Origin of the sequence: Pseudoalteromonas prydzensis (assembly GCF_001661495.1) — a bacterium.
Taxonomy (GTDB): domain Bacteria; phylum Pseudomonadota; class Gammaproteobacteria; order Enterobacterales; family Alteromonadaceae; genus Pseudoalteromonas; species Pseudoalteromonas prydzensis.
In genome coordinates this window covers 793,209-816,421 of record NZ_BDDT01000001.1, presented here as the reverse complement: position 1 = coordinate 816,421, position 23,213 = coordinate 793,209, and the positions used below count along the sequence as shown (strand labels likewise).

16 protein-coding genes are annotated in these 23,213 nt (G+C 41.4%); 9 read left to right on the top strand and 7 right to left on the bottom strand.

All coding sequences use genetic code 11. The features are described 5' to 3' along the window. Window positions 1-105: 105 nt before the first annotated feature. Window positions 106-909 (top strand): hypothetical protein, encoded by an 804-nt coding sequence (locus tag A7968_RS03375; protein ID WP_064665144.1) that lies wholly within the window; start codon window positions 106-108, stop codon window positions 907-909. Window positions 910-1,632: 723 nt separating this feature from the next. Here the strand turns inward: A7968_RS03375 and A7968_RS03370 are convergent. Together A7968_RS03370 and A7968_RS03365 are read right to left on the bottom strand one after the other, a co-directional pair. Then, the gene (locus A7968_RS03370) at window positions 1,633-2,463 is read right to left on the bottom strand and encodes a hypothetical protein (RefSeq protein WP_064665143.1); all 831 of its coding nucleotides are present in this window, start codon (window positions 2,461-2,463) and stop codon (window positions 1,633-1,635) included. Window positions 2,464-2,599: 136 nt separating this feature from the next. Then, window positions 2,600-3,085 (bottom strand): hypothetical protein, encoded by a 486-nt coding sequence (locus tag A7968_RS03365; protein ID WP_157586626.1) that lies wholly within the window; start codon window positions 3,083-3,085, stop codon window positions 2,600-2,602. An 817-nt stretch (window positions 3,086-3,902) separates the two neighbouring features. Between A7968_RS03365 and A7968_RS03360 the strand changes: the two genes are divergently transcribed. After that, window positions 3,903-4,097, top strand: a complete 195-nt coding sequence (locus tag A7968_RS03360) for a (2Fe-2S)-binding protein (protein WP_016706844.1) — start codon at window positions 3,903-3,905, stop codon at window positions 4,095-4,097. A gap of 78 nt (window positions 4,098-4,175) precedes the next feature. Further along, window positions 4,176-5,660 carry a phospholipase D family protein gene (locus A7968_RS03355; protein WP_157586623.1) on the top strand — a complete coding sequence of 495 codons (1,485 nt, stop codon included), beginning with the start codon at window positions 4,176-4,178 and terminating at the stop codon, window positions 5,658-5,660. A 71-nt stretch (window positions 5,661-5,731) separates the two neighbouring features. On the opposite strand, the gene bfr (A7968_RS03350) is transcribed toward A7968_RS03355, so the two are convergent. The 3 genes from bfr (A7968_RS03350) to A7968_RS03340 all read right to left on the bottom strand — a co-directional run bounded on the left by bfr (A7968_RS03350) (window position 5,732) and on the right by A7968_RS03340 (window position 9,048). Next, window positions 5,732-6,196 (bottom strand): bacterioferritin, encoded by a 465-nt coding sequence (gene bfr / locus A7968_RS03350; RefSeq protein ID WP_064665140.1) that lies wholly within the window; start codon window positions 6,194-6,196, stop codon window positions 5,732-5,734. A 10-nt stretch (window positions 6,197-6,206) separates the two neighbouring features. Then, window positions 6,207-6,680: a bacterioferritin gene (gene bfr, locus A7968_RS03345; RefSeq protein WP_064665139.1), complete on the bottom strand. Its 474-nt coding sequence runs from the start codon at window positions 6,678-6,680 to the stop codon at window positions 6,207-6,209. A gap of 229 nt (window positions 6,681-6,909) precedes the next feature. Further along, a complete protein-coding gene (locus tag A7968_RS03340) occupies window positions 6,910-9,048 on the bottom strand; it encodes a TonB-dependent receptor (RefSeq protein ID WP_064665138.1) in 2,139 nt (712 codons plus the stop codon). 463 nt (window positions 9,049-9,511) lie between these two features. Between A7968_RS03340 and A7968_RS03335 the strand changes: the two genes are divergently transcribed. After that, a complete protein-coding gene (locus A7968_RS03335; protein WP_064665137.1) occupies window positions 9,512-10,039 on the top strand; it encodes a hypothetical protein in 528 nt (175 codons plus the stop codon). Between the two features lie 30 nt (window positions 10,040-10,069). On the opposite strand, the gene A7968_RS03330 is transcribed toward A7968_RS03335, so the two are convergent. Together A7968_RS03330 and A7968_RS03325 are read right to left on the bottom strand one after the other, a co-directional pair. Then, window positions 10,070-11,149, bottom strand: coding sequence for a PepSY-associated TM helix domain-containing protein (locus A7968_RS03330; RefSeq protein WP_084447994.1), 1,080 nt, complete (start codon window positions 11,147-11,149; stop codon window positions 10,070-10,072). 103 nt (window positions 11,150-11,252) lie between these two features. Further along, on the bottom strand, window positions 11,253-12,110 hold the full coding sequence (locus tag A7968_RS03325) for a cation diffusion facilitator family transporter (protein WP_064665135.1): 858 nt from the start codon (window positions 12,108-12,110) through the stop codon (window positions 11,253-11,255). Window positions 12,111-12,271: 161 nt separating this feature from the next. Here A7968_RS03325 and A7968_RS03320 point away from each other — a divergent pair, with 161 nt between their 5' ends. From A7968_RS03320 to A7968_RS03300, 5 genes are all read left to right on the top strand, one after another. Further along, window positions 12,272-12,652, top strand: coding sequence for a hypothetical protein (locus A7968_RS03320; protein WP_064665134.1), 381 nt, complete (start codon window positions 12,272-12,274; stop codon window positions 12,650-12,652). 53 nt (window positions 12,653-12,705) lie between these two features. Continuing rightward, complete coding sequence (locus A7968_RS03315) at window positions 12,706-13,965, top strand: TolC family protein (RefSeq protein ID WP_084447992.1); 1,260 nt, start codon at window positions 12,706-12,708, stop codon at window positions 13,963-13,965. Continuing rightward, a complete protein-coding gene (locus A7968_RS03310) occupies window positions 13,962-15,188 on the top strand; it encodes an efflux RND transporter periplasmic adaptor subunit (RefSeq protein ID WP_064665132.1) in 1,227 nt (408 codons plus the stop codon). Before A7968_RS03315 ends, A7968_RS03310 begins: the two co-directional genes overlap by 4 nt. 11 nt (window positions 15,189-15,199) lie before the next feature. After that, entirely contained in the window at window positions 15,200-18,340 is a 3,141-nt protein-coding gene (locus tag A7968_RS03305; RefSeq protein ID WP_064665131.1) for an efflux RND transporter permease subunit, read from the top strand. A 119-nt stretch (window positions 18,341-18,459) separates the two neighbouring features. Beyond that, window positions 18,460-23,208, top strand: a complete 4,749-nt coding sequence (locus tag A7968_RS03300; RefSeq protein WP_064665130.1) for a PAS domain-containing protein — start codon at window positions 18,460-18,462, stop codon at window positions 23,206-23,208. Window positions 23,209-23,213: the final 5 nt, after the last annotated feature.

Below are 23,213 nucleotides of genomic sequence, written 5' to 3'. Positions count from 1 at the left end.
TTATCAATTTCACTATTGCACATTGGTAAAAATGTGCTAAGTGGGGGAGTCCAGAACATTCGTTAGGCTCAAAATTTCATTTTGGATAATATAAAGGTGAATCTTATGGGGAAAGAAATCGCAATAATCACACTTCATGGAATGGGCGACTATAAACCTAATTATTATGAGGAACTAAAAAGTAAGCTTGTGAAGGCACTAGATACTGACTGGCAGAAGGTTGCCTTCGAGCCTGTTCAATATCAGCCCATACTACAAAATAACCAAAATGATATTTGGCAAAGAATGAATCGTTTTCCGCTGGATGGTTCTATATTAAGACGCTTTTTACTGTTTGGTTTCTCCGACGCAGGTTCATTAGAATATAGTGCTAGATCTAACGTAAGCGACCAATATATTAAAGTTCAAAAAGAAATTATGCAGGCTTTGGATAAAGTATATATTGAGCTCGGGGGTAACGATAAACCTGTCATAATCATTGCACAATCGCTAGGGTGTCAGGTAATTTCAAATTACATTTGGGACGCAAAAAAAGGCTCTGGTATATTTAATGGGCTTTATTCTGATGCCTCTGATCAATTAAAGAGCTTTAGACGTCTCGAGAGCTGTGTTCATTTACTAACTACAGGGTGCAATATACCAATGTTTGTTGGCGGTCTCGCCCCTATTGAGGCGATTCAAAAGCCAAATGATGCGTTCACATGGTATAACTACTTTGATAGAGATGATGTTCTCGGTTGGCCGCTATCACCACTCAGTGACTCATATAATGCTCTAGTGATAGATCATGAGATTAACGCTGGCGGTATTTTTTCTAGCTGGAATCCATGGAGTCATGGGAAATATTGGACAGATAAAGATGTCATAAAGCCGCTAATTAAAAAAATACGTAGCTATATAATAGCCTAACACATATGAGCCTTAACTCAGTCAATAGGCAATAGTATTTTATTTGACCGTTTTCATTCAGTAACGGTCAATTCTTTCTAAATCAATAAACAAATTCGTTTACTTCGTCCGTCGATACACCAGTTAAGCAAAGTAGCTTACGGCAAATACATACAAGGAGCGCTACGCAATAATCCTTATGTTTTTAGCACTTCATCTGCTGATATTCCTCTAAAGCGAAGCGCCTCTAAACCTCTTTGTGAATAATTCAATTAAAGATCTTTTGCACAAAGAGAAGGGAATGAGAAGTAAATGAGGGTGAACTTGAAGGCTAATATTGATATGTGAAAACACGATGCATTAATAGAGGTAGCTGCTACCTCACCAAGTAAGCCACTCAAAGACCTGTGATACCTTCCAAAACGCCAATTAAAGCAACAGCAAACCCTCTTTTTATATTTTACGTAAAATCGAAGTAACTAATTGAATCAAAATGGGAACTCGGCTATGGTTAATGCATCAATAAAAATAAATTAAAACGAGTTATTCTACAGGCTCGTTGCCACCGTCCGCAAATGGCACTTTGCCGAAATTCAGCTTTGAGCGATCAGCGGACGGTCGGGTAAACTCGTTTTTGGACAAAAGCAAGTTAGAGTATTTATTCGGTAACGCCGCCAGCAGGGGACGAAAAACCAGAGCGAAGCGGCGGTTTTTTGTTCCCTCTGGCTGGCCTTGTTATACGTTTTAGTCAACATGCATTGCAGTCTCTGCATATTCTTTTAGCTCCTTCTTCGCCTTTTCGAACTTGGCTTTAGCATGAAGGTCGTCGCTATGCGTTTTTAAATATTCTTCTAGAAACTTAACCTCAATATGGACAAGGTCTATTCTAAGTCGTTGAAGCCAGTTTGGTGTTCCGAGGTTATGCGACTCCCAATTCCTGTTTTCAAAAGGGTTGGCATAATATGGTATGTCACTAAACAACTCAGGTGACACACCTTTCTTAACTAGCAATGCTTCAAAATCGGCTTTTAGTTCTTCATCACTCTTATGAAATAACTCTAGGAGAGACTCAATACCATTAACTGAATCATACGCACTTGCGATGACTTCAAAGAAGCTATTCTCGCCATTTACATCCATCGCTAATCCGCTATCGGCGAATATGTGGTCAAGCTTGTTAAGGCGATCTATGTCAGACCAATATTTCTCCATTTCATAAGAGAGTTTTGTAAGTTCCGACTCGTCAATTTTAAAGTCAGACTTGAGGAATAATTGCTCATGATCTCTTTTGATCTGTTGAAGCCTATCCGCTGGATATTCTTTAAGATCATCAGTTTCAATGTGATGCGGGTAGCACAAAATCAGTAGGTTTTCGTAGCTTCTTCTATGCTCGTCATTTCCCTCAGGATTATATCGCTCGCCGCCTTCCGATGCGGCTTCAATATGACAGACTTGTGCTATGAATTTGTTCTTGTCATTTATCAATGACTGAGTGCAACCTGGAAAGGCACATTGATTCCCAGATCTTGCAAAGAGTGCTCTCAAAACATCAGTTTTTGGTGCTAGTCGTGCCATTCTATTCCTTCAGTTTGTTCTGACGTATAACGCCCAGCTAAGCCGCCGGAACGAAGTTGATTGTTTTGTGCGAGCGTAGCGGAAAAGCACAAAACGAGCAACGCAGTGGAGGTCGGATTGAGCTGTTTGTTATACGCTACTTTTGGTATGACTCCCATTTACTCCAAGGTACCTCTCTACCAGGAAAAATTACACTACCGAAAGGCCAGCACCCTGAGACCCAGGCTTTTATTGCTTCGTAAAGTTTATCATCCAGTTCGGCGCAGTCCTCTCTAACCCAAAGGTATATCTCACAATCAAACTTCTCAAGCTTGCAGGGATCGATATAGACGCAGCCTATACATCTAGCTCTATCTTTTGTTAATACGGTATATGCGAATGCTTCTCGTGACTCAAATTCAGCTTGATGCCTTATCAAATCATCTCTATTTTCCGAGAGCGTCATATCGTCTCTAGGCCATTCCGTAGCTGAAGAAAACACCTGCCTCAATCTTCGCTTACTCGACATTACCGCATCATAATCGATTTCGGCAACTTCAGGTCTAAGTACTTCTAGCCTAAATTTTTCGACTTCAAACACCCTTGGAACATCAAACTCTTTTGGGAGAAACTCTACCATCACTGCGTATTCATCCTTGCGTATAACAATTTTATAGTGCGCCCATCGCGCATCTTCCTGCCGATGTTACGCGCATGTATTAATGAATCTATTTTTAACAAATAACGTAATGCATTGCCAACTTTAATATTTTTATGACACTAAAGGTATTCAGAAAAAGAAATTACGCTCGTCGCTCATTTTCTTGAATCTGGGAGCACAACAACAAAACTGTATATTAATACAGTAATTTATATCATCACCAACATAAAAATTAGTGGAATATCAGATTATGGGGTAGAGCCAATATCATTAGGTGAATAAAAATGTATCTGATAGCTCATAGCCGCCCTTAGAGCATTTACGTTAACTCGTTTTGGGGCAGAAACGAGTTAATCATGAATGACTGCTCATGGCACAAACCGGAAATAGAAACGCTTCAATAAATTCCATATTTATTCATAAAGGCTTTTAAAGCCTTTATGAGATCAATTCATGAACTCACCTACTTATTTACCTAAAGCTAATCTTACTTAAGTTTAAGAGCATCATGAGATCAATAAATCTCGACATGAATGGCACCGTTTTGAGGTTTAGTAAGATAATTTAATCTCGATTTGTATGGCATAACTTAAGGCCATAATAGGATCAATAAATCTCAATTTAAGTGCCATACTTAGAATGAAATTCAAACAATTCTCAAGCTGCCGCGAATTCTCGATTTAAGTGGCGCTGGCCAACAAATAAAAATAATTCTCAGTTTTGTGCAAATAGTAATTGCGAACCGTTTACGTTTAGATTAATATGCAAGCTCTAATGAAATTGAGAGTGGTTTGTATTCATGTATATCTGTTTATGTCACGGTGTGACAGATAAAAAAATTGAACAAACAATCGACGACGGCGCGACAACAATGCGTGAGCTTTCGAAAGAGCTTAAAGTCGGTAGTCAGTGCGGTAAATGCTGCGGCTGTACTAAAAAAATTCTCAATCGTAAGCTTATCGAAATCGCTGATATCACCGATCAAGTTGCTTAGTCCCTATTTACCCCTGCTAGTTTTCTCCATTATTTTAAGTATCTGCAATTCCACGTTATAGTTAATACATCATCGGGATTGCTGGATTTACAATCTCGAGATATGATTATTCCAAGCTATGCCATTGATGCCAGCACGAAAAATAATTTAGGAGATTTAGTGGGTCATAACCACAATGATTTATCTGGGTTTTATCTGCTCGCTGATGGTGTTGATGCCTTTGTAGCGCGGCTTGCGTTAATTGAATCGGCGCAGCACACGATTGATGTGCAATATTATTTGTATCATCGCCAGCAGACCACTAAGTTATTTACGGCTTACTTATTGGCAGCAGCTAAACGAGGCGTAAGGGTGCGGTTGTTACTCGATGATATGTCTCAAGCTGATAGTGCCTTTGATTTAGGGGCATTGGCACACCATCCAAATTTTTCAGTTCGGTTATTTAATCCTTTTCCTAATCGCAGCTTGCCTGCACTAGGTTTTATCACTAATTTTAAGCTGCTGTCGCGGCGTATGCATAACAAAAGTTTTATAGTAGATAACCAAGTATTTATTACTGGCGGCAGGAATATGGGCAATGCTTATTATGCTGGCGAAGATCATGCTGAGTTTATTGATTTGGATGTGCTTGCGGTTGGTAAAATTGTACCAGAGGCATCAATTGCGTTTGACCTTTATTGGAATCATGAATTGGCTTACCCAATCCAAACACTACAAGGTGAGAGTGATGATGCTGCATTGCAAAAGGTGACGGATCACTTAGACAACTATGTTAAACAAAACCACGACAGCAATTATGTGCAGCGTTTAAGAGCGAGTAATTTAGTTACTTTGCTTGATTCTGGGCATTTAGATTTGGACTGGCAACAAGCTGAAATATTTTATGATCACCCTGATAAACTTTTAAATGAAGTAGGGCAGCGCTCTGCCAATATGTCGCCACATCTTTTTCAAGCGATGGGAGAACCAAAGCACAAAGTTATTATTGTTTCGCCTTATTTTATTCCCCAAGAGCAAGGTGTTAAGCGTTTGACTGAGTGGGCGCAGCGAGGGGTAGAAGTGATTGTACTAACCAATTCGCTGGCGGCGACTGATGTAGCTGCAGTGCACGCAGGTTACGGACATTATCGCGCAGCTTTGTTACGTGGCGGGGTGAAATTGTGGGAGTTAAAGCCCAGCGATTTAGCTGCACTGGAAATCCCAAGTAATAAAATACGTAAAACAGGTTCATCCCAAGCCAGTTTACATGCTAAAACCATGACTATTGACGACAGCCTTTTTTTCGTAGGTTCGCTTAATTTAGACCCTCGTTCATTTGAGTTAAATACTGAAATGGGTGTATTGGTGCACAGTGAAAAGCTGAGTATGATGCTCAGTGATTGGGTTGATAGCAAAATGAAGCTCTTTGCCTGGCAGTTAGAGCTTAAAAACCCGACGGAAGATGCGTTAGTTTGGCGGGATATTGTGACAGGTGAAATCTTTAAAAATGAGCCTCAAACGTCGAGTTGGCGTCGTTTTCAGGTGTGGTTTATGTCGCTATTTCCTATTGAGGATGCGTTGTAATATTTTCTCTGTAAATGCTATAACTAATACATAAAAAAGCAGCCTAGGCTGCTTTTTTAACGCTAATTAAATTACATTTGCGATTGCAGGTAGTTTTCAATACCGGTGCTTTTGATCAACAGTTGTTGTGTTTCAAGCCAATCGATTTGTTCTTCTTGCTCGTTTAAGATGTTATCCAGCGCTTCGCGGCTGATATAATCTTTTTTGCTTTCAGCAAGTTTGATTGCATCTTTAAGATCAACCAATGAATCAAGTTCAAAGGCCATATTACAGGCGATCATCTCTTCGCTGTTTTCGCCAATGCGTAAACGGCCAAGATCTTGCAGGTTAGGTAAGCCTTCTAAAAACAAAATACGCTCAATTAAACGGTCAGCGTTTTTCATTTTTTGAATTGAGGTTTTGTAATCGGCTTTGTCTAATGCGCTAAAACCAAAATCTTTAAACATACGGGCATGTAAAAAGTATTGGTTAATAGCGACTAACTCATTCGCCAATACTTTATTTAATGCAACAAGAACGTCTTTATCGCCTTTCATATTTTAGCTCCTATTCGCCCATTTGTGATTGATGGTAGTTTTGGCTACCAATTTTATCAATTAAACCAAGCTGTTGCTCTAGCCAATAAACATGATCTTCTTCGGTATCGAATAACAGTTTCTCTAAGATTTCACGCGATTGATAATCTTTTTCTTGCTCACATACAGCAATGACTTCTTTAACACATTCAACTACTTCAAGCTCAAGTGTGAGGTCGTTTTGCATCATGCTTTTTACGTCATGACCAATAATTAGGTCACGGCGTTTGGTCATATTTGGTATGCCTTCGAGGAATAAAATACGCTTGATCAACCAATCAGCGTGATCTTTTTCTTCTTCCATTTCATGATTTAAGCGTACATAAAGTTTATCCAAACCCCAATCATCGTACATACGTGAGTGGATAAAATATTGGTCGATTGCAGCAAGTTCGTTCGCAAGTAACTTGTTAAAGCTGTCGATAACTTTTTGATTACCTTTCATAATGGTGGCCTCTTAGAATACTTAATGCTGCTAGTGTAGTATAAAACTCAGTTATTGCAAGTATTTTCCTTGTAAATCAGTTGGTTACTATTGAGTGTGATTCTCGTTTAAGTTTGCATTGTTGGTTGCTTTATGAACAGATTGCTATTTATATTTAAGGTTAAAGGCGAAAGGTGAAATTAAGAGAGGCTCGTTCATTGCACTGGGCAATGAACGAATTTGATGATGTTTAAAACTGATATTTAACGCCAACTGTTGCTGTTGTTCCTAAACCTTTGATGTTGTAACCGCCGTATGTATACGACTGCGCGCGGGCAGGGAAGTAGTCTTCGTTAAATAAGTTTTCAATGCCGACAAAGCCTTGCCAGTTATCGGCAAATTGGTATTGACCACTTAGGTTAAAGATATTGTAGCTATCGACAGGGCCTTGATCGCCTACATACTTGCCTGCATCGTTTGCTGCAAAGCGCTTTCTATCGCCGACATACAGGTAACTTAATGTCAATGACATAGCATCGCTTGGTTGCCAGTTTAAGTTTGCTGTCGCTTTTGGTGGGCTTATTTGTTTTGAGCCTAAGTACACATCCGCTTCGGTATTTTTACCTTCAACATAGCTATAGGTTGCCAGTAATTTAAGATTTGCGGCAATTGTGTAATCTACTAGCGTTTCGTAGCCCCAAATTTCTTGTGGTGCACGTACTGGTTCGTACACGCCGGTCACTTCGTTAAATTTATTGGTTGTACCAAGTTCAGAAGTACTGCGATAGGCGGCAACTTCAATACGTAGATTGTCAAATTGTGAGTTAAAACCAATTTCGTAGTTGTCGATAATTGAGGCTTGGGTTTGGATCATCCCAATATCGTTCACCGTGGCAGCGCGCAACAGACGACCAATGTCTGAAATATCAGAGCCTTGTGAGTAGCTTAAAAATGGGCTGAATTTTTCATCAAGATTGTATTTAATTCCGATATTATAGGTCGTAGCATCGTAATCAATGGTGTCACCTTTTACGTTGATTGGCACTGAGCATTGCGTTGGTGTTTTACATAGTTTAAGTGTGCGGTAATCGTCTACGCTTAAATCAATGCTTTCTTGGCGAACACCGGCTTTGACGATAAGGTCATTGGCGATCACCCATTTAGTTTGTAAAAAGCCTGCAATACTTTTCATATCCATCTCAGGAACCCAAACTCGTCCATCAACCAGCGGCTGCGAGGTAACGTCATTTAAGGCATCAATACCATAAACGAACGTGGCTTCGACAGAGTCAAAGTCTACTTGAGTATTCAATGTCGCACGCGCGCCTTTTTTGTCAGATCTGATAATAGACTGGCCACCTTCGTAATTTTCGTCAGGATTGGCGAGGTTAGGTGAGAAGAAAAATACATTTTCTATATCTTGCATGTAGAGATCTAAGGTCATTTGGGTATTTTCAAATAATGCGTAGTCCGTGTATTTTAAGGTGATATTTTCGTTGCCTTCAGGGCCTTGTGGCTTGCCTTGTTTTTGTAGCTCAGGTGGTACGTGGATTGCGTAGGTTTTTTCACCTAAGCTCATATCGCCATTAACATCACCAAGGTCGGTTTTTTGCTGTGAACTGAAATAGTTATAGCTAAACTGTAATTGCTTGTCAGCATCAAAATCATACCCTAACTTAGTAAAGTAGTTTTGCGTTACTGCATCAGATAAACCGTATTGCAACCCTAAAATATCACCCTGTGCGTCGCGTTGTACGCCGTTTTCTTCATAACTGGCTGTTACTAAATAACTGAACTTATCTGCACGACCATTAATCGCCACTGATGCTCTTGCACCGGCACTTTCTTCAAGTTTGACTGCGCTAAAACGGCTCGATAGGCTTATTTCACCAGCTGTTTTATCATCACTGCTCGCCTGTTTAGTGATGTAATTAATAATACCGCCCGATGCACCGTTACCATAAATCGAGGTTGCTCCTTTGATCACTTCAATACGAGCAATGGCACTTGGATCGAGGGTTTTAATGCCTAACGAGCCATTACGCAGCGGTGTTGATTGCGGTACTCCGTCAATCATCACCAACGGGGCGCGACCGCGCAGTGTTTGTCCGGTATTACTTGAGCTGCCGGTATCTGGAGCGAGGCCCGGCACCATTTGCGCAAGTAAGCTTTGTAGCTCAGGATTTACCTTTAAATGCTCTTCAATTTGCTTTTGATTGATAACGGTAATTGATGCAGGGACCTCATCAATGCTTTCAAAAACGCGGCTCCCAGAAACAATGATACGCTCCATTTGCTCGTCAGTGAGTTGTTTTTTATTGATAGCGTCATCAGCGAAAGTGGCTGTACTTATAGCGAGGGCTAATAAGGTTAACGAAGTTTTAAACATAAAGATCCTTTACGACAATGTAATTATGAAAGAGCTGTTTTAATTGGCGCAATAATAAATGTAAAGAAGTGTAAAGGCAAGGGTAGTGATAGTTATTATCAATTGCATTTGACTTGTGGCGATCGGTACGTTTGAGATATCTTATAAAAATTTACTTCGTATGAAGTATTCATTGTGCTGAAATATTTACCGCATTGTGTAAGTTCTACTTGGTGCTGATCCCAATTTTATATAATACAAAACTTGAAAGCTTGTTTTCTGTTTCAGTCTCGAACTGTGACTATATTTATTTTAACTATTGTCAATCAATAGCTTAATTATTTTTTATATTAATCTTATTTAGGAAACATGCAATCGCATTAGGTGTGAAGTGAACGGTACTTATTTTGCAGCAGACACTACATTGATTTTATTGGCGTAATCTTCTATTAAATATTCGCTATAAATCCTCTGGAGGTGCAACATGACAACCACGATAAGTAATGAAAATCATGCGACTAAAGTAGCCGCTGTTTTTGATAGTGAAGAGCAAGCAAATAGCGCATTTGAAACTTTGAGCCAACATACTCAGTTTGAGCAAAGTAACATAAATTTCATTTCTCCTCATGACCAAGACTTTGATGAAAAAGTAGAACCTGAAGATAAAAATATTGGAAAAACGTTACTAAAAACGCACCTATTATTTGCAGTGATAGGGCTTGTTGTAGGCATACTTATAAGCAGTGTTTTTCTTTTTGTTGACGTAGAATTCATGCAAAATTTTGTATTTGAAACGTACGCTGGGATTTGCACTATCAGTGTGTTTATTGCCTTGTTAGTCGCAGGCTTTATTTCAATTCGCCCCGATCATGATCCACTGATAAATGATGTAAGAAAAGCAACAAGCACTGGCAAGTGGGTGCTAATTGTTCATACAGATACAAGCAACAAAGCCGACCAAGCGCAGCAGTTGATGGAACCATTTGCTGCATCAACTACAGCTACGCTTTAACTATTGGCATTACCCGTTTTAGCAATAATATTAACGATAATGGCGTTTATACCAAAAGTAACCACCGCTTACTGTAAAAAGTACAGGCGTAAGGGCAATGAACAACCAGATTATTTGCACCAGTGGTCCTGCAAAGTCACCAATATGAAACTTATATTTAAAGTTCCATGCTTGGGTGGTGAGGTTGGCGCGTGAGGCATCGTAAGATTGCAACACTGTGCCAGTATATTGATTGGCCCATACCCAACTGTACGCGTGACTCTCGCCTGGATTTTTTACTCTCAATGCGAGCGGTTCGCTGGCTTTTTTCGGCATGTAAATACGAAACAGTTCTGCATCAGGATAAATAAGCAACGCCTTATGTAAAGCGATGGCCAAGTTATCATGATCAATTGTATCGGGGACTTCGATGCTTGGCGCTTTTGGCCTTGGCTCTACCGTGTTTTGTGTCACAAACTCCAGTACTGCTTGGGTTTGTGTTTTCCAATTGAATGCCATGCCTGTGAAAGCAATTAATATCAATGGGATAAATAAGTACATGCCAATTACAGTATGTAGTTGGTAAAGCAAAATACGTAGTTTGGCTTTTGGTTTGATCACTAAACGTTTTAAGCGGTTTTTGGGTTTAAGCCAAATGTAGACGCCAACGAGCATATTAATAATAAAAATAAGTGCACAAACAGACACCCAATTACGCAAGGGCCGCTTACCGTCACCATCTTCGTATAGCAACCAGCGATGCAATGCCATGGTAAAACCATAAATCGTACGGTAATAATCATACTGATGAGTAATTGTACCAGTATAGGGATCCACACTTACGTACTGTTTGTTGGCCAGCTGCGCCTGCCATGCGTAATCTGGATTTTGTTCTGGCATTAATAATGTGACGGGTTGCTGAGTGTGTAATGTAATGGTGCTCAATAAAATAGGGTAGGCAATCACATTGTTATTATTGGGATTTTCTACTGTCCAGAGCTGTGGCTGGACAAGCCGCTGGATATCTTTGGCATACACAAGGATTGCGCCAGTAATACTTAAGCAAATCAAAAACAGCCCACTCACTAATGTTAGTATTAAATGAGTACGACGTAGCCACAATTTTAACAACTCACACACCCTGTACTTAAATTATAAAATGCGATGATAAATGAGAACGCGAGCTGTTTTCAATAAAATTCGATTAAGCGCAATGATTATAGTCAAGTTTTTGTTATTCACGGCGCTCAATAATACAGTGTTCAATGGTAAATTCATCATGCAAATAGTTTTTAACGTCAGCAAGCACTAGTTCCGTGGATGGGGTTAGCACTAGTTCACAGCACGTTTGATTATCATCGAGTTGCCAGACTTTAAGGCTGTGTATTTGCTTAATCGCAAACTGTTTGCACAGCGCAGCGCTTACCTTGTTGCGGTCAAAGTCGTCTGGGGCGGCTTGCATTAAAATTTTACAGCTTGCAATGAGTAACAACACACCGTGATAAATTACATAAGCCGAAATTAAAATTGTCGCTATTAAATCAACAATGTACCACTGATACAGAATGATCAATGAGCCTGCTACAATTACCACAATAGACGCCATCGCATCTGATATATTATGAACGAATGCGGCGCGAATATTCATGCTGTTTTTAGCGCCCGCGTGAAAGGTGAGTATTGCCGTGGCAATATCAATAACCAGTGCAAATGCTGCCACCCAAACCACAATCCAGCCATCGATAGGGGTGGGGTTAAAGTAACTTTCGATTGCCTCGATAATTAAAAAACCACCGATAATAATAAGCGTAGTGCTGTTTAATAGAGTGGCTAAAATCTCTGCACGCTTATAGCCAAAGTGGTAACGTTCATCAGCGGGTTTACTGCCAATTTTACGGGCGATGAGGGCGATAAAAATGGCTGCAGCATCACTTAAGTTATGCAGCGCATCAGCAATTAAAGACAGACTCCCAGAGACTACACCGCCAACAACTTGAGCTATCGTTAGCAGTACATTGATAAACACCGCAAAGCCTAACTGGCGGTTGCTTTGGTTGTCAGTGTCATGACTGTGGGAATGTGGATGACTCATATTTAGTGCTTCTGTGTATTTTTATTGTGCTGATTTTACAATACTAAATGACGGTTGCTAAATTAGCCAGCGCTAGCAATTAACACAAATAGTTAAATTCTTTGCAGGGCGATTAATATCTGTTAAGGTTATCGGCAATATCGTTTTTATGGAATTATTGCTTGAAGCAATCAGTGTTGTTAGTTTTAGCCATCTTACTACTTCAGCCCGTGCTGGACAGTTTTGACGTGGCTGATCATAACACTGCTATTAACACCACTTCGCAATTATTACATCAGCAAAGCGAACTCGATCAACATTGCATGATTAACAATGATCATGATACTCATCAGCTGCAACACCAGCAATTAAGCCAAGCACTTGCGGATAATGCTGATGATGCTCATTGCCACGTCTGTCATATCTCCGTTTTATTCACTGAACCATGGCAGCAGCACGCTAATTTACCAAGTTACGATATTATTAGTTTAAACGATCCTGCGTTTAACTCTCGCTTACTCATTCCTGATCTACGCCCTCCGATCACAGCCTTACTAAGTTAATTTTTTAGCTGGCCATTATTTGGTCACCGATTTATTTAGTAAGAGTATACGTTATGAATTTAAACAAACCGTTTCGGTTTGCTTGCCTATGTATGGCTGTATTTACTGCCTCAACTACATTGGCTGCGCCAACGCCTAATACTGGCGATTTAAATTGGTTGTTGACGCAATTAAAACAACACCCCAATTTACAAGCTGATTACCAGCAGTTACAAAGTGCTGCGGCTTCTGTTCGAGCTGCTGGGCAATCGTTATACAACCCAAACTTTGAATCGAGCCTTGAAAAAGAGGGTGATGCGAATAACTTTAGCCTCGGCTTGAGTCAAACATTTGATATTAATGATCAACAAGGTGCGCAATTAACTGCGGCGCAGCTAATGCGAAATGCACAGCAGCAGGAACTGCAACTGAGCTATCTACAACTTGTTGAACAAACTTTGATTGCGCTGATCAATTGGCGCAGCAGCAAAGCGGCTTTTCAACTCGCACAAGATCAAGAGCAGCAGCTAGAGCGATTAGTAAGCGTAATTAAACGCCGTAGAGCGGCTGGGGAAGTCGGGCTGCTTGATGAACAACTGGCTTTATATTCACTGTCTGAAATTTTGAATCAAACAGCACAGCAAGCCAGTGCTTATGCCGATGCTAAATTTGCAGTTCAAGCCTTACTACCGGCATGGCGTGAAGACACTGCGCTCACTCCAGAGCGCTTACTTACTGGTATTAACACCAATACCAACACTGACAATGTGTTGCAGCATCCACAGCTATTATTGGTTAAGTCACAATGGCAATATCAACGCCAACAAGCACACGTGATCAAAGCTGAACGCGCTGTTAAACCCACTGTGGGGATTGCGGCGGGGAAAAATGGCGATGATAGTATTGTCTCGTTAAACTTCTCTATGCCTCTGAATATATTGAATGATTTTAGTGATGAATATCAGGCGTCTGAATTGCAGGCAATGTCGAAGGAAGCCGAATATCAAGCGTTACAGCGCACAATGACATTTCAAGCACAAGCGAGTAAAGAAGTGATGCAAGCTTATGCTCAGCGGGTAAAACGTTGGCAGTCAATCAACCAAGCCAATGCAGACAGTAGCCTCGAATTGATTGAGCAACAATGGCAAAGCGGCGATATCAGCACAGCTGAATACCTTACGATGCGTCAACAACGTATATCAGGTTTACTTGCTGGCGTTGAGATTGTTCAGCAAAGTCAATTGGCAAGCGTTAATTGGTTAACTAAAAGTGGCCAACTTAGCAATTATATTACCACCTTTACACGTCCTCTTATTGATGGAGCTGCCTTATGAAGCGCTTAAATATTACTTTTTCTGCCCTTGTATTAATGTTTGCCAACTTTGTACCGGCAGCCACATCTACACCGCAAGATGTTGAACACGCCAAATCAGGCCATGAACACAGCGAAGCACAAGTAAAAGCTATGCATGTGCACGAAGCTGATGAAGTTCCTCACGAGAATGAACAAGCTGTTTCACAGCCGCAGCCAGAGCACGATGAGCAAGCCGGTGGGGTACGCTTAACAGACACCCAAATGCGCTTAGCAAATGTGCAGATCAGCAAGTTAGAAAAACGTGTTTACCAATCACAGCTTTATGCACCAGGTGAGATTAAGGCAAATGGCTATAGCAGCTATGTGCTGTCGCCACGAGTTGATTCAATCGTGGTAAAACGCCATGCCACATTAGGGCAGCACATTAAAGCGGGCGCGCCATTGGTCAGCTTATTTAGTGCTGAAGTTGCCAGTGCGCAAACCACTTATCGATTAGCGAAAGCTGAGTGGCAACGAGTGCAAAAAATGGGTAAAGGCACCGTGAGTGAAAAGCGTTTACTGACAGCTAAGGCTGAATATGAAGTAGCGCAGAGTCAGCTGGTAGCATTTGGTTTATCAAGCAAAGCGATTGAGCAAAGTGCAGATATTCCCGCTGAAAAACTTGGTGAATACACACTTTTCGCAGGCACCTCTGGTGCAGTGTTAAGTGATAATTTCGCTCAAGGTCAGCGAGTTGATGCTGGGATTGAGCTTATGCTAATTGCCGATGAGAGCTTACTGTGGGTTGAGGCAAAACTATCAGCAAATCAAACAATTGATATTGATGAAGGGACCACGGCTCAAGTTAAAGTTAATCAGCAAATGTATCCTGCAACGGTGATCCAAGAAGCCCATACGATTGATCAAGCCACACGCTCACGAGTGGTGCGCTTAAGTGTTAAAAACAATCAGCATACGCTGCATCCGGGTATGTTTAGTGACGTATATTTTGAATTTGCTACAGAGCAAAAAGTACTTGCAGTGCCTGAGCAGGCATTACTGAGAAACCCAGATGGAGATTGGGCAGTGTTTGTACAAGATGAAGATGGTGAGCTTATCTCGACAGAAGTTGAATTAGGCCAACGCTTTGCTGGTTTTCGTGAAATTAAAGGATTACCAGAGGGCACGAAAGTGGTGACTGAAGGCGCATTTTTTGTTGCGTCAGAGCAAGCGAAAGGCGGCTTTGATCCGCATAACCACTAGGAGCGACGAATATGTTTAATAAAATAGTTAATGCAGCTATTAGCAATCGATTACTAGTCTTTTTAGCGCTGTGTGTATTAGTTGCTATGAGCGCTGTGGTGATCCCTAAATTAAATTTAGATGCGTTTCCAGATGTGACTAATGTGCAAGTGGCCATTAATACCGAAGCACCGGGTTTAGCTGCCGTTGAAGTTGAGCAGCTTATAACCTATCCCATTGAAGCGGTAATGTATGCGTTGCCCGATGTCGATCAAGTTAGGTCGATTTCAAAAACCGGCTTATCTGGCGTAACTGTGGTGTTTAAAGAAGGTGTGGATATTTATTTTGCGCGCCAACTCGTGTTTGAACGTCTGCAAGCTGCTAAAGAGCTGATCCCAGAAGGAATTGGCTTGCCAGAAATGGGACCGAATACGTCTGGGCTTGGCCAAGTGTATCAATACTTACTGGCGGCATCTCCTGAGTCTGGTTTGGATAGTATGGCGCTGCGTAGCTTAAACGATTGGATTGTAAAACTACTCATTTTACCTGTTGATGGCGTAACAGAAGTACTGTCGTTTGGTGGTGATGTTCGTCAATATCAGGTTAACCTTAATCCAAATAAGTTACTTGCTTATCAATTAGATCAGCAACAAGTTGTGAGCGCACTTGAAGAAAATAACACCAATGTGGGTGGCTGGTATATGAATCGCGGCCAAGAGCAATTGGTGATCCGTGGGACGGGCTGGTTTAATGCGGGTAAACAGGGGTTACAAGAAATTGCGCAAACGCCGCTGAAAACCATTAATGGAACGGTTGTTACTATTGCTGATGTAGCTGATGTGTCATTAGGCAGCGAAATCCGCCAAGGTGCGGCGACCATGAGTAAAAAAGATGCTGATGGTAATATTACATCGCTGGGTGAAGTAGTAACAGGCGTGGTGTTAAAGCGTATTGGTGCTAATACTAAACAAACTATCGACGGTATCAGTGCGCGAATTGAGTTAATTAATCAAGCATTACCTGATGGTGTAACATTTGAACCCCTGTATGACCAAGCTGATCTGATCACCAAAGCGGTTGATACTGTGGTTGATGCGTTGTTGTTGGCATTTGTTTTTATTGTGGTGGTGTTGGCATTATTCTTAATGAATCTGCGAGCCACATTATTGGTTTTATTATCGATCCCAATTTCAATTGGCTTAGCACTTTGCGTGATGGCGTGGTTTGGGCTTTCTGCAAATTTAATGTCATTGGGCGGGATTGCTGTTGCAATTGGTATGTTAGTGGATGGCTCGGTGGTTATGGTAGAAAATATCTTCCGTCATCTAACGCAGCCAAGCACTCAATCACACAGTTATGTTGAGCGTATTAAGCTAGCTGCTCAAGAAGTTGCGCGCCCGGTGTTTTTTGCGGCGTTGATCATCTTAGTGGTATTTATGCCATTGTTTAGTTTTGAAGGCGTTGAAGCTAAGCTGTTTCAGCCTATGGCAATTAGTATAATGTTGGCAATTGTTGCGGCTGTTATTGTGGCGTTGGTGATTGTGCCAGCGTTAGCGGTGTACTTATTTGCCAATGGCGTGACGCTAAGACGCAGTGTGGTGCTAGAGCCATTAGATAAAGCTTATAAGCTGTGTTTGGGCTGGGCAATGAATGCGCGTAAAACAGTAATTGCCGTAGCTGCTGTATTAGTGGTGGTAGCGGGTGTGTTATTGCCGCAGTTAGGCACAGAGTTTGTGCCAGAGCTTGAAGAGGGCACGATCAACTTACGAGTGACTTTGGCACCTTCTGCTAGTTTAGAAACAGCACTGGCGGTTGCCCCAAAACTTGAAGCAATATTGCTTGAGTTTCCAGAAGTCGAATATGCGTTGAGCCGTGTTGGTCGCCCTGAAGTGGGCGGCGATCCAGAGCCTGTCAATAACATTGAAATATACTTAGGCTTAAAGCCTGTAAGTGAGTGGCAATCTGCTGATAACCGAGCACAACTGCAAGTGTTAATGGAGACAAAACTAGAGCAGTTCCCTGGTTTATTATTTAACTTTTCACAGCCGATAGCGACACGGGTGGATGAGTTATTGTCTGGGGTAAAAGCACAACTGGCGATCAAGCTGTTTGGTGCTGATTTAGATGTGTTGGTCAGTAAAGGTCAAGCTATTGAACAAGCTGTAAAAGGTGTAGCTGGCGCAAAAGATGTTGCCATGGAGCAAATCGCTGGTGAGGCACAATTGGTGATCAAACCAAATCGATTAGCGCTTTCTCGCTATGGATTATCGGTGGGTGATTTAATGACCATTGTCCAACATGGCATTGGTGGTACTGCCGCTGGGCAAATAATTAATGCTAATGAGCGTTATGATATTTATGTTCGCATTGGCGCAGAATTTCGTGACAGCCCGGAAGCTATTGCAGACTTACGCTTATCATCACCGACAGGTGCTTTGGTACGCGTAGGAGATGTAGCAACGGTTAATATTGAATCTGGGCCGCCGCAAGTACGCCGTGACGATGTTCAGCGTCGAGTGGTGATCCAAGCCAATGTACAAGGGCGCGATATGGGCTCTGTGGTTGCTGATATTCGTACTGCCATTAATGAACAAGTAGATTTACCTGCAGGCTATGGCATTAGTATTGGCGGCCAGTTTGAAAACCAGCAACGAGCACAACAGCGGTTATCTATCGTTGTGCCTATCTCACTGGCGTTAATTGCACTGCTGCTCTATTTTGCGTTTGGCTCGATTGGCCAAGCATTGCTGATCTTAGTGAATGTGCCATTAGCTGTGATTGGTGGTGTGGTTGCACTATATGTATCAGGCCAATATTTATCAGTTCCCAGTTCGGTGGGGTTTATTACCTTGTTTGGGGTAGCGGTACTTAATGGTGTGGTTATGGTTGAAAGTATTAATAACCGTGTGAAAAGCGGTGATAGCTTAGATACCGCTGCATTTAATGGTGCATTATCACGGTTACGTCCGGTGCTGATGACGGCATTAACCTCTGCACTAGGTTTGATCCCGATGTTAATTTCAACCGGTATCGGTGCTGAAATTCAAAAGCCATTGGCAACAGTTATTGTAGGCGGCTTGTTTACTGCAACATTTTTGACTTTATTTGTATTGCCTGTGCTTTACGCAAAATTTAGTCAGCAGTTCTATCGGGGTAATAACGACAGTAAATAGGTTTATTGTATAACCTAACACAAGGCGCATAAACTTGCGTCTTGTGTTATTTAGTGCATAAATATACCCAGGTGCTTATGTAAGTGATTAAATATATTAATGTTGATAATGGAAATACGATGCTAAACAGCCTGATAAAGAATAAAGGCCAATCTATACGGACTAAGCTGATTGTAACGTTTATTGTAATTGCGCTCGCGCCTTTATTTCTAATGTCTTGGTTCAGTTTTCAACATGTAAGCAACTCTCTTGAAAAAAGTGCCCATACCGAACTTGGCGAACTAAGTAGTATTGGTAAGCAATTTGCTGATATTTGGTTTGCTGATCATATTAAAGATCTTTATTTATTAAATGATCAACTCAGTCACAGTCAACTTAATAAACAACTATTGATTGATGAGTTTGTTGCTCGATACGATTTTGTTAATGAAATTCATATTATTTTCGACCCCTTAAATACGCCAAACCCTGTTAATAACGGTGCTTTACCAGCCCTAAACCGCGATCAGTTAATTGCCATGCTCGCGGCCATAGAGCAAGGACAAAAAAGTGTATTTGTATCAACAGTGGGGGCGAAAATACATCATTTTGTCGCGTTACCTATGGTAGATAATCAACGCGGTTTACATGCAATAATTATAGTGGATGTTAATTTTCAAGGTCTGCTCGATAATTTAGAGCATATCCATAATAACAATGAAGAACTGACGTTTTTTATCGTCAAAAATGGCGAAATAACGGGGGCTCAATTACATCCCGATTTATTGCCAAAGGCTGACTTTTTTACAAATTCGGCAAATACTGAGCATGTTTTCACTTACCATAAAACAGATAATACCCTGCATTATGCTATTTTGACTGACTTGGATTTTGCCAATGCTACCGGCTGGCAGTTGTTGGTTGAGAAACCCGCAGCCGTGATGTTGCAAAGTGCCAGTGACTATAAGTTTGCAGCCGTACTTGCCAATGGTTTGGCATTTTTAGTGATTTTAATCTTATCGTGGTGGTTTGGACGGCGTTTATCTCGCCCGTTTATTATTCTTGCCAATGCCAGTGCAGAAATCACGAAAGGTGAGCGCAGTAATATTCCTATTTTGGATGATAGCAGTGAATTACATCAGCTTTCGATTGATCTAGAACATTTAGTTAGCAGCAAAGTCCAGCAACAAGAACGGCTTGAACAGCAAAGTGCAGAACTGCAATTGGCTTTGCAACAATTAGCGGAACAAAAAAGTGCTCTCGACGAGCACGCTATAGTAGCAGTGACCGACATAAAAGGGCAGATCACCTTTGTAAACAGTAAATTTTGTGAAATTAGTGGTTATAGTCAAAGCGAGTTAATTGGTCAAAATCACCGCTTGTTAAATTCAGGTATCCATCCGAAAGGCTTTTTTAAAGGCATGTACAAAACCCTTAAAGAGGGCAAAGTTTGGCATGCACAAATATGTAATAGAGCTAAAAATGGCGCTTTTTATTGGGTTGATACCACAGTAGCGCCTTTTTTAGATGAACAAGGTAAGCCGCAAAGTTATATTGCAATTCGTACCGACATAACAGCTTTAAAACTTCAAGAATTAGAACTTGAGCAGCATAAAACACAATTACAACTGGTGCTCGATAGTACTGCCGTGGGAATTTGGGATTGGTATGTAGATACCGGCAAAGCATACTTTAATAACCGTTGGGCGAGTATTATCGGTTATACCTTGGAAGAGCTGCAACCGACTGACTTTAATACCTGGAGTAAATATACTCATCCAGATGATCTTGTCAGCTCAGGGCAGCTTTTAGAACAACATTTTGCCGGTGAAAGCGACTATTATGTTTGCGAAGTTCGCATGTTGCATCGTCTTGGTCATTGGGTATGGGTACTGAGCACCGGACGTATCGTGGAGCGAAATAGTGATGGCTCACCAAAGCGCATGATAGGTACTCACCTTGATATCACTGAGCGAAAAGAGACAGAAACACAATTGCAATTAAGTCGTGACCGATTTGTGTCACTGGTTGGAAATATTCCAGGTATTGTTTATCGCTGTAAATATGATGAGCAATGGAGCATGCTGTATCTGAGTGAGCAAACAAAAGTTATCACCGGCTATGAACCAAATGACTTGGTTGATAATTATAAGCTGAGCTTTGTTGAGTTAATTCACCCTGATGATGTTGCAAACGTAGCGCAGAAGGTGAGAATTGATATTGAAGCCCATCAGCCATGGTCTGTAGAATACCGTATACTTGCTTTGGACGGCAGTACCCATTGGGTGCATGAAAAAGGTCAAGCCGTGTACGACCACGCCGGTAATGTCTTGTATTTAGATGGCTTTATTCATGATATTACAGAGCGTTACCACACCCAGTCGCAACTTTATCGCCAGCAAAGCCTCCTTGAAGCAATGAGTAAGCAAGGTCAAATTGGTGCTTGGGAAGTCGATTTAGAAACCAATACTATGTATTGGTCAGACGAAGTGAAAGCAATCCATGAAGTAGCTGAAGATTATCAACCAGTTATTAGTCAAGCACTTGATTTTTACAAGGAAGGTTATCACCGAGATAGGATCAGTCAGTTATTCAAAGATGCCATAATAACAGGTAACAGTTGGGAAATTGAATTAATTATAGTGACGGCACTTGGCAATGAATGCTGGGTTAAATCAATTGGCCAAGCTGAATATAAAAATGGTCGTTGTATTCGTGTGTATGGTTCCTTCCAAAATATTGATACTCATAAGCACCTTGAATTAGAGAGTAAAAAAGCCAATCAGTACAATAAAAACTTGGCAAGCTTAACGGTGTCACCTGAGGTGTTAGCGGGTAACTTTGATGACGTGAAAAGCTTAGTTGTGCAGTCTATGTGCGAAGTCTTAGGTGTGCAACGGGCCTCGGTGTGGTTGTTTGATGGGCTTAACGATGAAATGCATTGCATGAGTTTGTTTGTAGAGCAGCAAGGATTTGTTGAGCAATCGTTAGTGCTTAAAGCCAGCGATTTTCCAATTTATTACCAATCGATTTTTGAACAAGGCTTAGTAGCAATAGATGATGTTTATAATCATCCTGCGACAGTCGAGTTTATTGATAACTATATTGCAGATTTGAATATCAACTCTATGCTTGATGCGGTGATCTCAACCGGCGAGGGAATTTTAGGGGTGCTTTGCGCTGAAAGCGTTGGCGAGTATCGTACTTGGAGTCAAAACGAAGAAACCTATTTGCGTTCATTAGCGACCTTAGTTGGCAGTGTGTTGATGTCGCAAAGCCGCAGGCAAACTGCTGAAGAGTTAAAAGTTGCCTTAGTTAAAGCCAATGCGGCCACAACCGCAAAGAGTCAGTTTTTAGCGACCATGAGTCATGAAATACGCACCCCAATGAATGGTGTATTGGGGATGTTAGAGCTGATAGGACTCGAAACCCTACCAAAATCGGTGCAAACTAAAGTGGCAATCGCTAAAAATAGCGCGCATTCGCTGCTGTCGGTGATCAATGACATTTTAGATTTTTCAAAAGTTGAAGCGGGTAAAATTGAGCTTGAGAATATCAATTTCAATGTATGTAACTTACTTGGCGAGGTAGCAGAGTCGCAAGCGCTTGCAGCGCAAGATAAAGATATCGAAATCATTCTTGATTTGGTGGCGGTGGTGCCAACGCACTTTAGAGGCGATCCAGGACGAATTCGCCAAGTGTTAACTAACTTGCTAAGTAATGCCGTTAAATTTACGCCGCAAGGGGAGGTAGTTATCACAGCAACAATCACTGCGGTTGCTAACCAGTATCAGCTGAGTATTTGTGTAAAGGATTCGGGAATTGGAATTGATAAAGCTAAGCAAAAAGATTTATTTAGCCCATTTTCGCAAGTGGATGCCTCGACTACCCGTGAATACGGCGGCACTGGATTAGGTTTAGCGATCAGTAAACAGCTGTGTGAGCTAATGGGTGGAGAAGTAACGTTAGTCAGTGAAGTAGGGCAAGGTTGTGAGTTTACCGCAACCGTGATGCTAGAGCCGGGAAGTGAAACTGAGCGTAGTATACCCACCATAGATATGACTAAGCTCACGATATTGGTGGTTGATGATAATGAAACCAATCGTATTGTGATAAGCCAACAGCTTGCTCATTGGGGCGCTAAAGTTGAGCTTGCCTGTAATGCCGCACAGGCCTTGCAGTTATGTGAAAAACGTCTCGCAGATAACCTTAATTTGTATGATATTGCCGTGCTGGATATGCAAATGCCTGAAATGGATGGCCTAGCACTGTGTAGAAAGTTAAAAGCCGATGATAATTTTAAAGCAATGCCTCTAGTCATGATGACCAGTATTGCGGGTATGGAAGGAGTCCAGCGCTTTAGCGACGCAGGGTTCCAAGCGTATTTTCCAAAACCAATCACTACGGCAGATTTGATCAGCGCCATGGCGGTGATTGCTCATGGCGGAGGGGGCGCCGATTTACCTTTAGTTACATCAAGCTATATTTCATCGCTGCGCAGTGGCTATGAGCAAAATCGACACCTACTTTTGGTTGAAGATAACCCCATTAATCAGCAGGTCTCTAAGCTGATGTTAGGCAAGTTAAACTATGAAGTGACCTTAGCGGAAAATGGCCAACACGCGATCGATATTTTAGCCGTAGCACCAGCGGGGCGTTTTCACTTAATTTTGATGGATTGCCAAATGCCGATTATGGATGGTTTTGATGCCACACGTGCTATTCGTGCAGGACAGGCTGGCAGCAAACATCAGCAGCTGACCATTATAGCGTTAACGGCTAATGCAATGGATGAAGATAAACAGCAGTGTTTAGCTTGCGGTATGGATGATTACCTTGCTAAGCCAATTCAATTACAAACGCTCAAAGATAAACTCGAGCAGTATTAACACGC

Bases quoted from the DNA above. Each gene is read 5' to 3' on its own strand.
- A7968_RS03375 (WP_064665144.1), top strand. From the start codon at position 106: ATGGGGAAAGAAATCGCAATAATCACACTTCATGGAATGGGCGACTAT.
- A7968_RS03370 (WP_064665143.1), bottom strand. From the start codon at position 2,463: ATGGCACGACTAGCACCAAAAACTGATGTTTTGAGAGCACTCTTTGCA.
- A7968_RS03360 (WP_016706844.1), top strand. From the start codon at position 3,903: ATGTATATCTGTTTATGTCACGGTGTGACAGATAAAAAAATTGAACAA.
- bfr (WP_064665140.1), bottom strand. From the start codon at position 6,196: ATGAAAGGCGATAAAGACGTTCTTGTTGCATTAAATAAAGTATTGGCG.
- bfr (WP_064665139.1), bottom strand. From the start codon at position 6,680: ATGAAAGGTAATCAAAAAGTTATCGACAGCTTTAACAAGTTACTTGCG.
- A7968_RS03340 (WP_064665138.1), bottom strand. From the start codon at position 9,048: ATGTTTAAAACTTCGTTAACCTTATTAGCCCTCGCTATAAGTACAGCC.
- A7968_RS03335 (WP_064665137.1), top strand. From the start codon at position 9,512: ATGACAACCACGATAAGTAATGAAAATCATGCGACTAAAGTAGCCGCT.
- A7968_RS03325 (WP_064665135.1), bottom strand. From the start codon at position 12,110: ATGAGTCATCCACATTCCCACAGTCATGACACTGACAACCAAAGCAAC.
- A7968_RS03315 (WP_084447992.1), top strand. From the start codon at position 12,706: ATGAATTTAAACAAACCGTTTCGGTTTGCTTGCCTATGTATGGCTGTA.
- A7968_RS03310 (WP_064665132.1), top strand. From the start codon at position 13,962: ATGAAGCGCTTAAATATTACTTTTTCTGCCCTTGTATTAATGTTTGCC.
- A7968_RS03305 (WP_064665131.1), top strand. From the start codon at position 15,200: ATGTTTAATAAAATAGTTAATGCAGCTATTAGCAATCGATTACTAGTC.
- A7968_RS03300 (WP_064665130.1), top strand. From the start codon at position 18,460: ATGCTAAACAGCCTGATAAAGAATAAAGGCCAATCTATACGGACTAAG.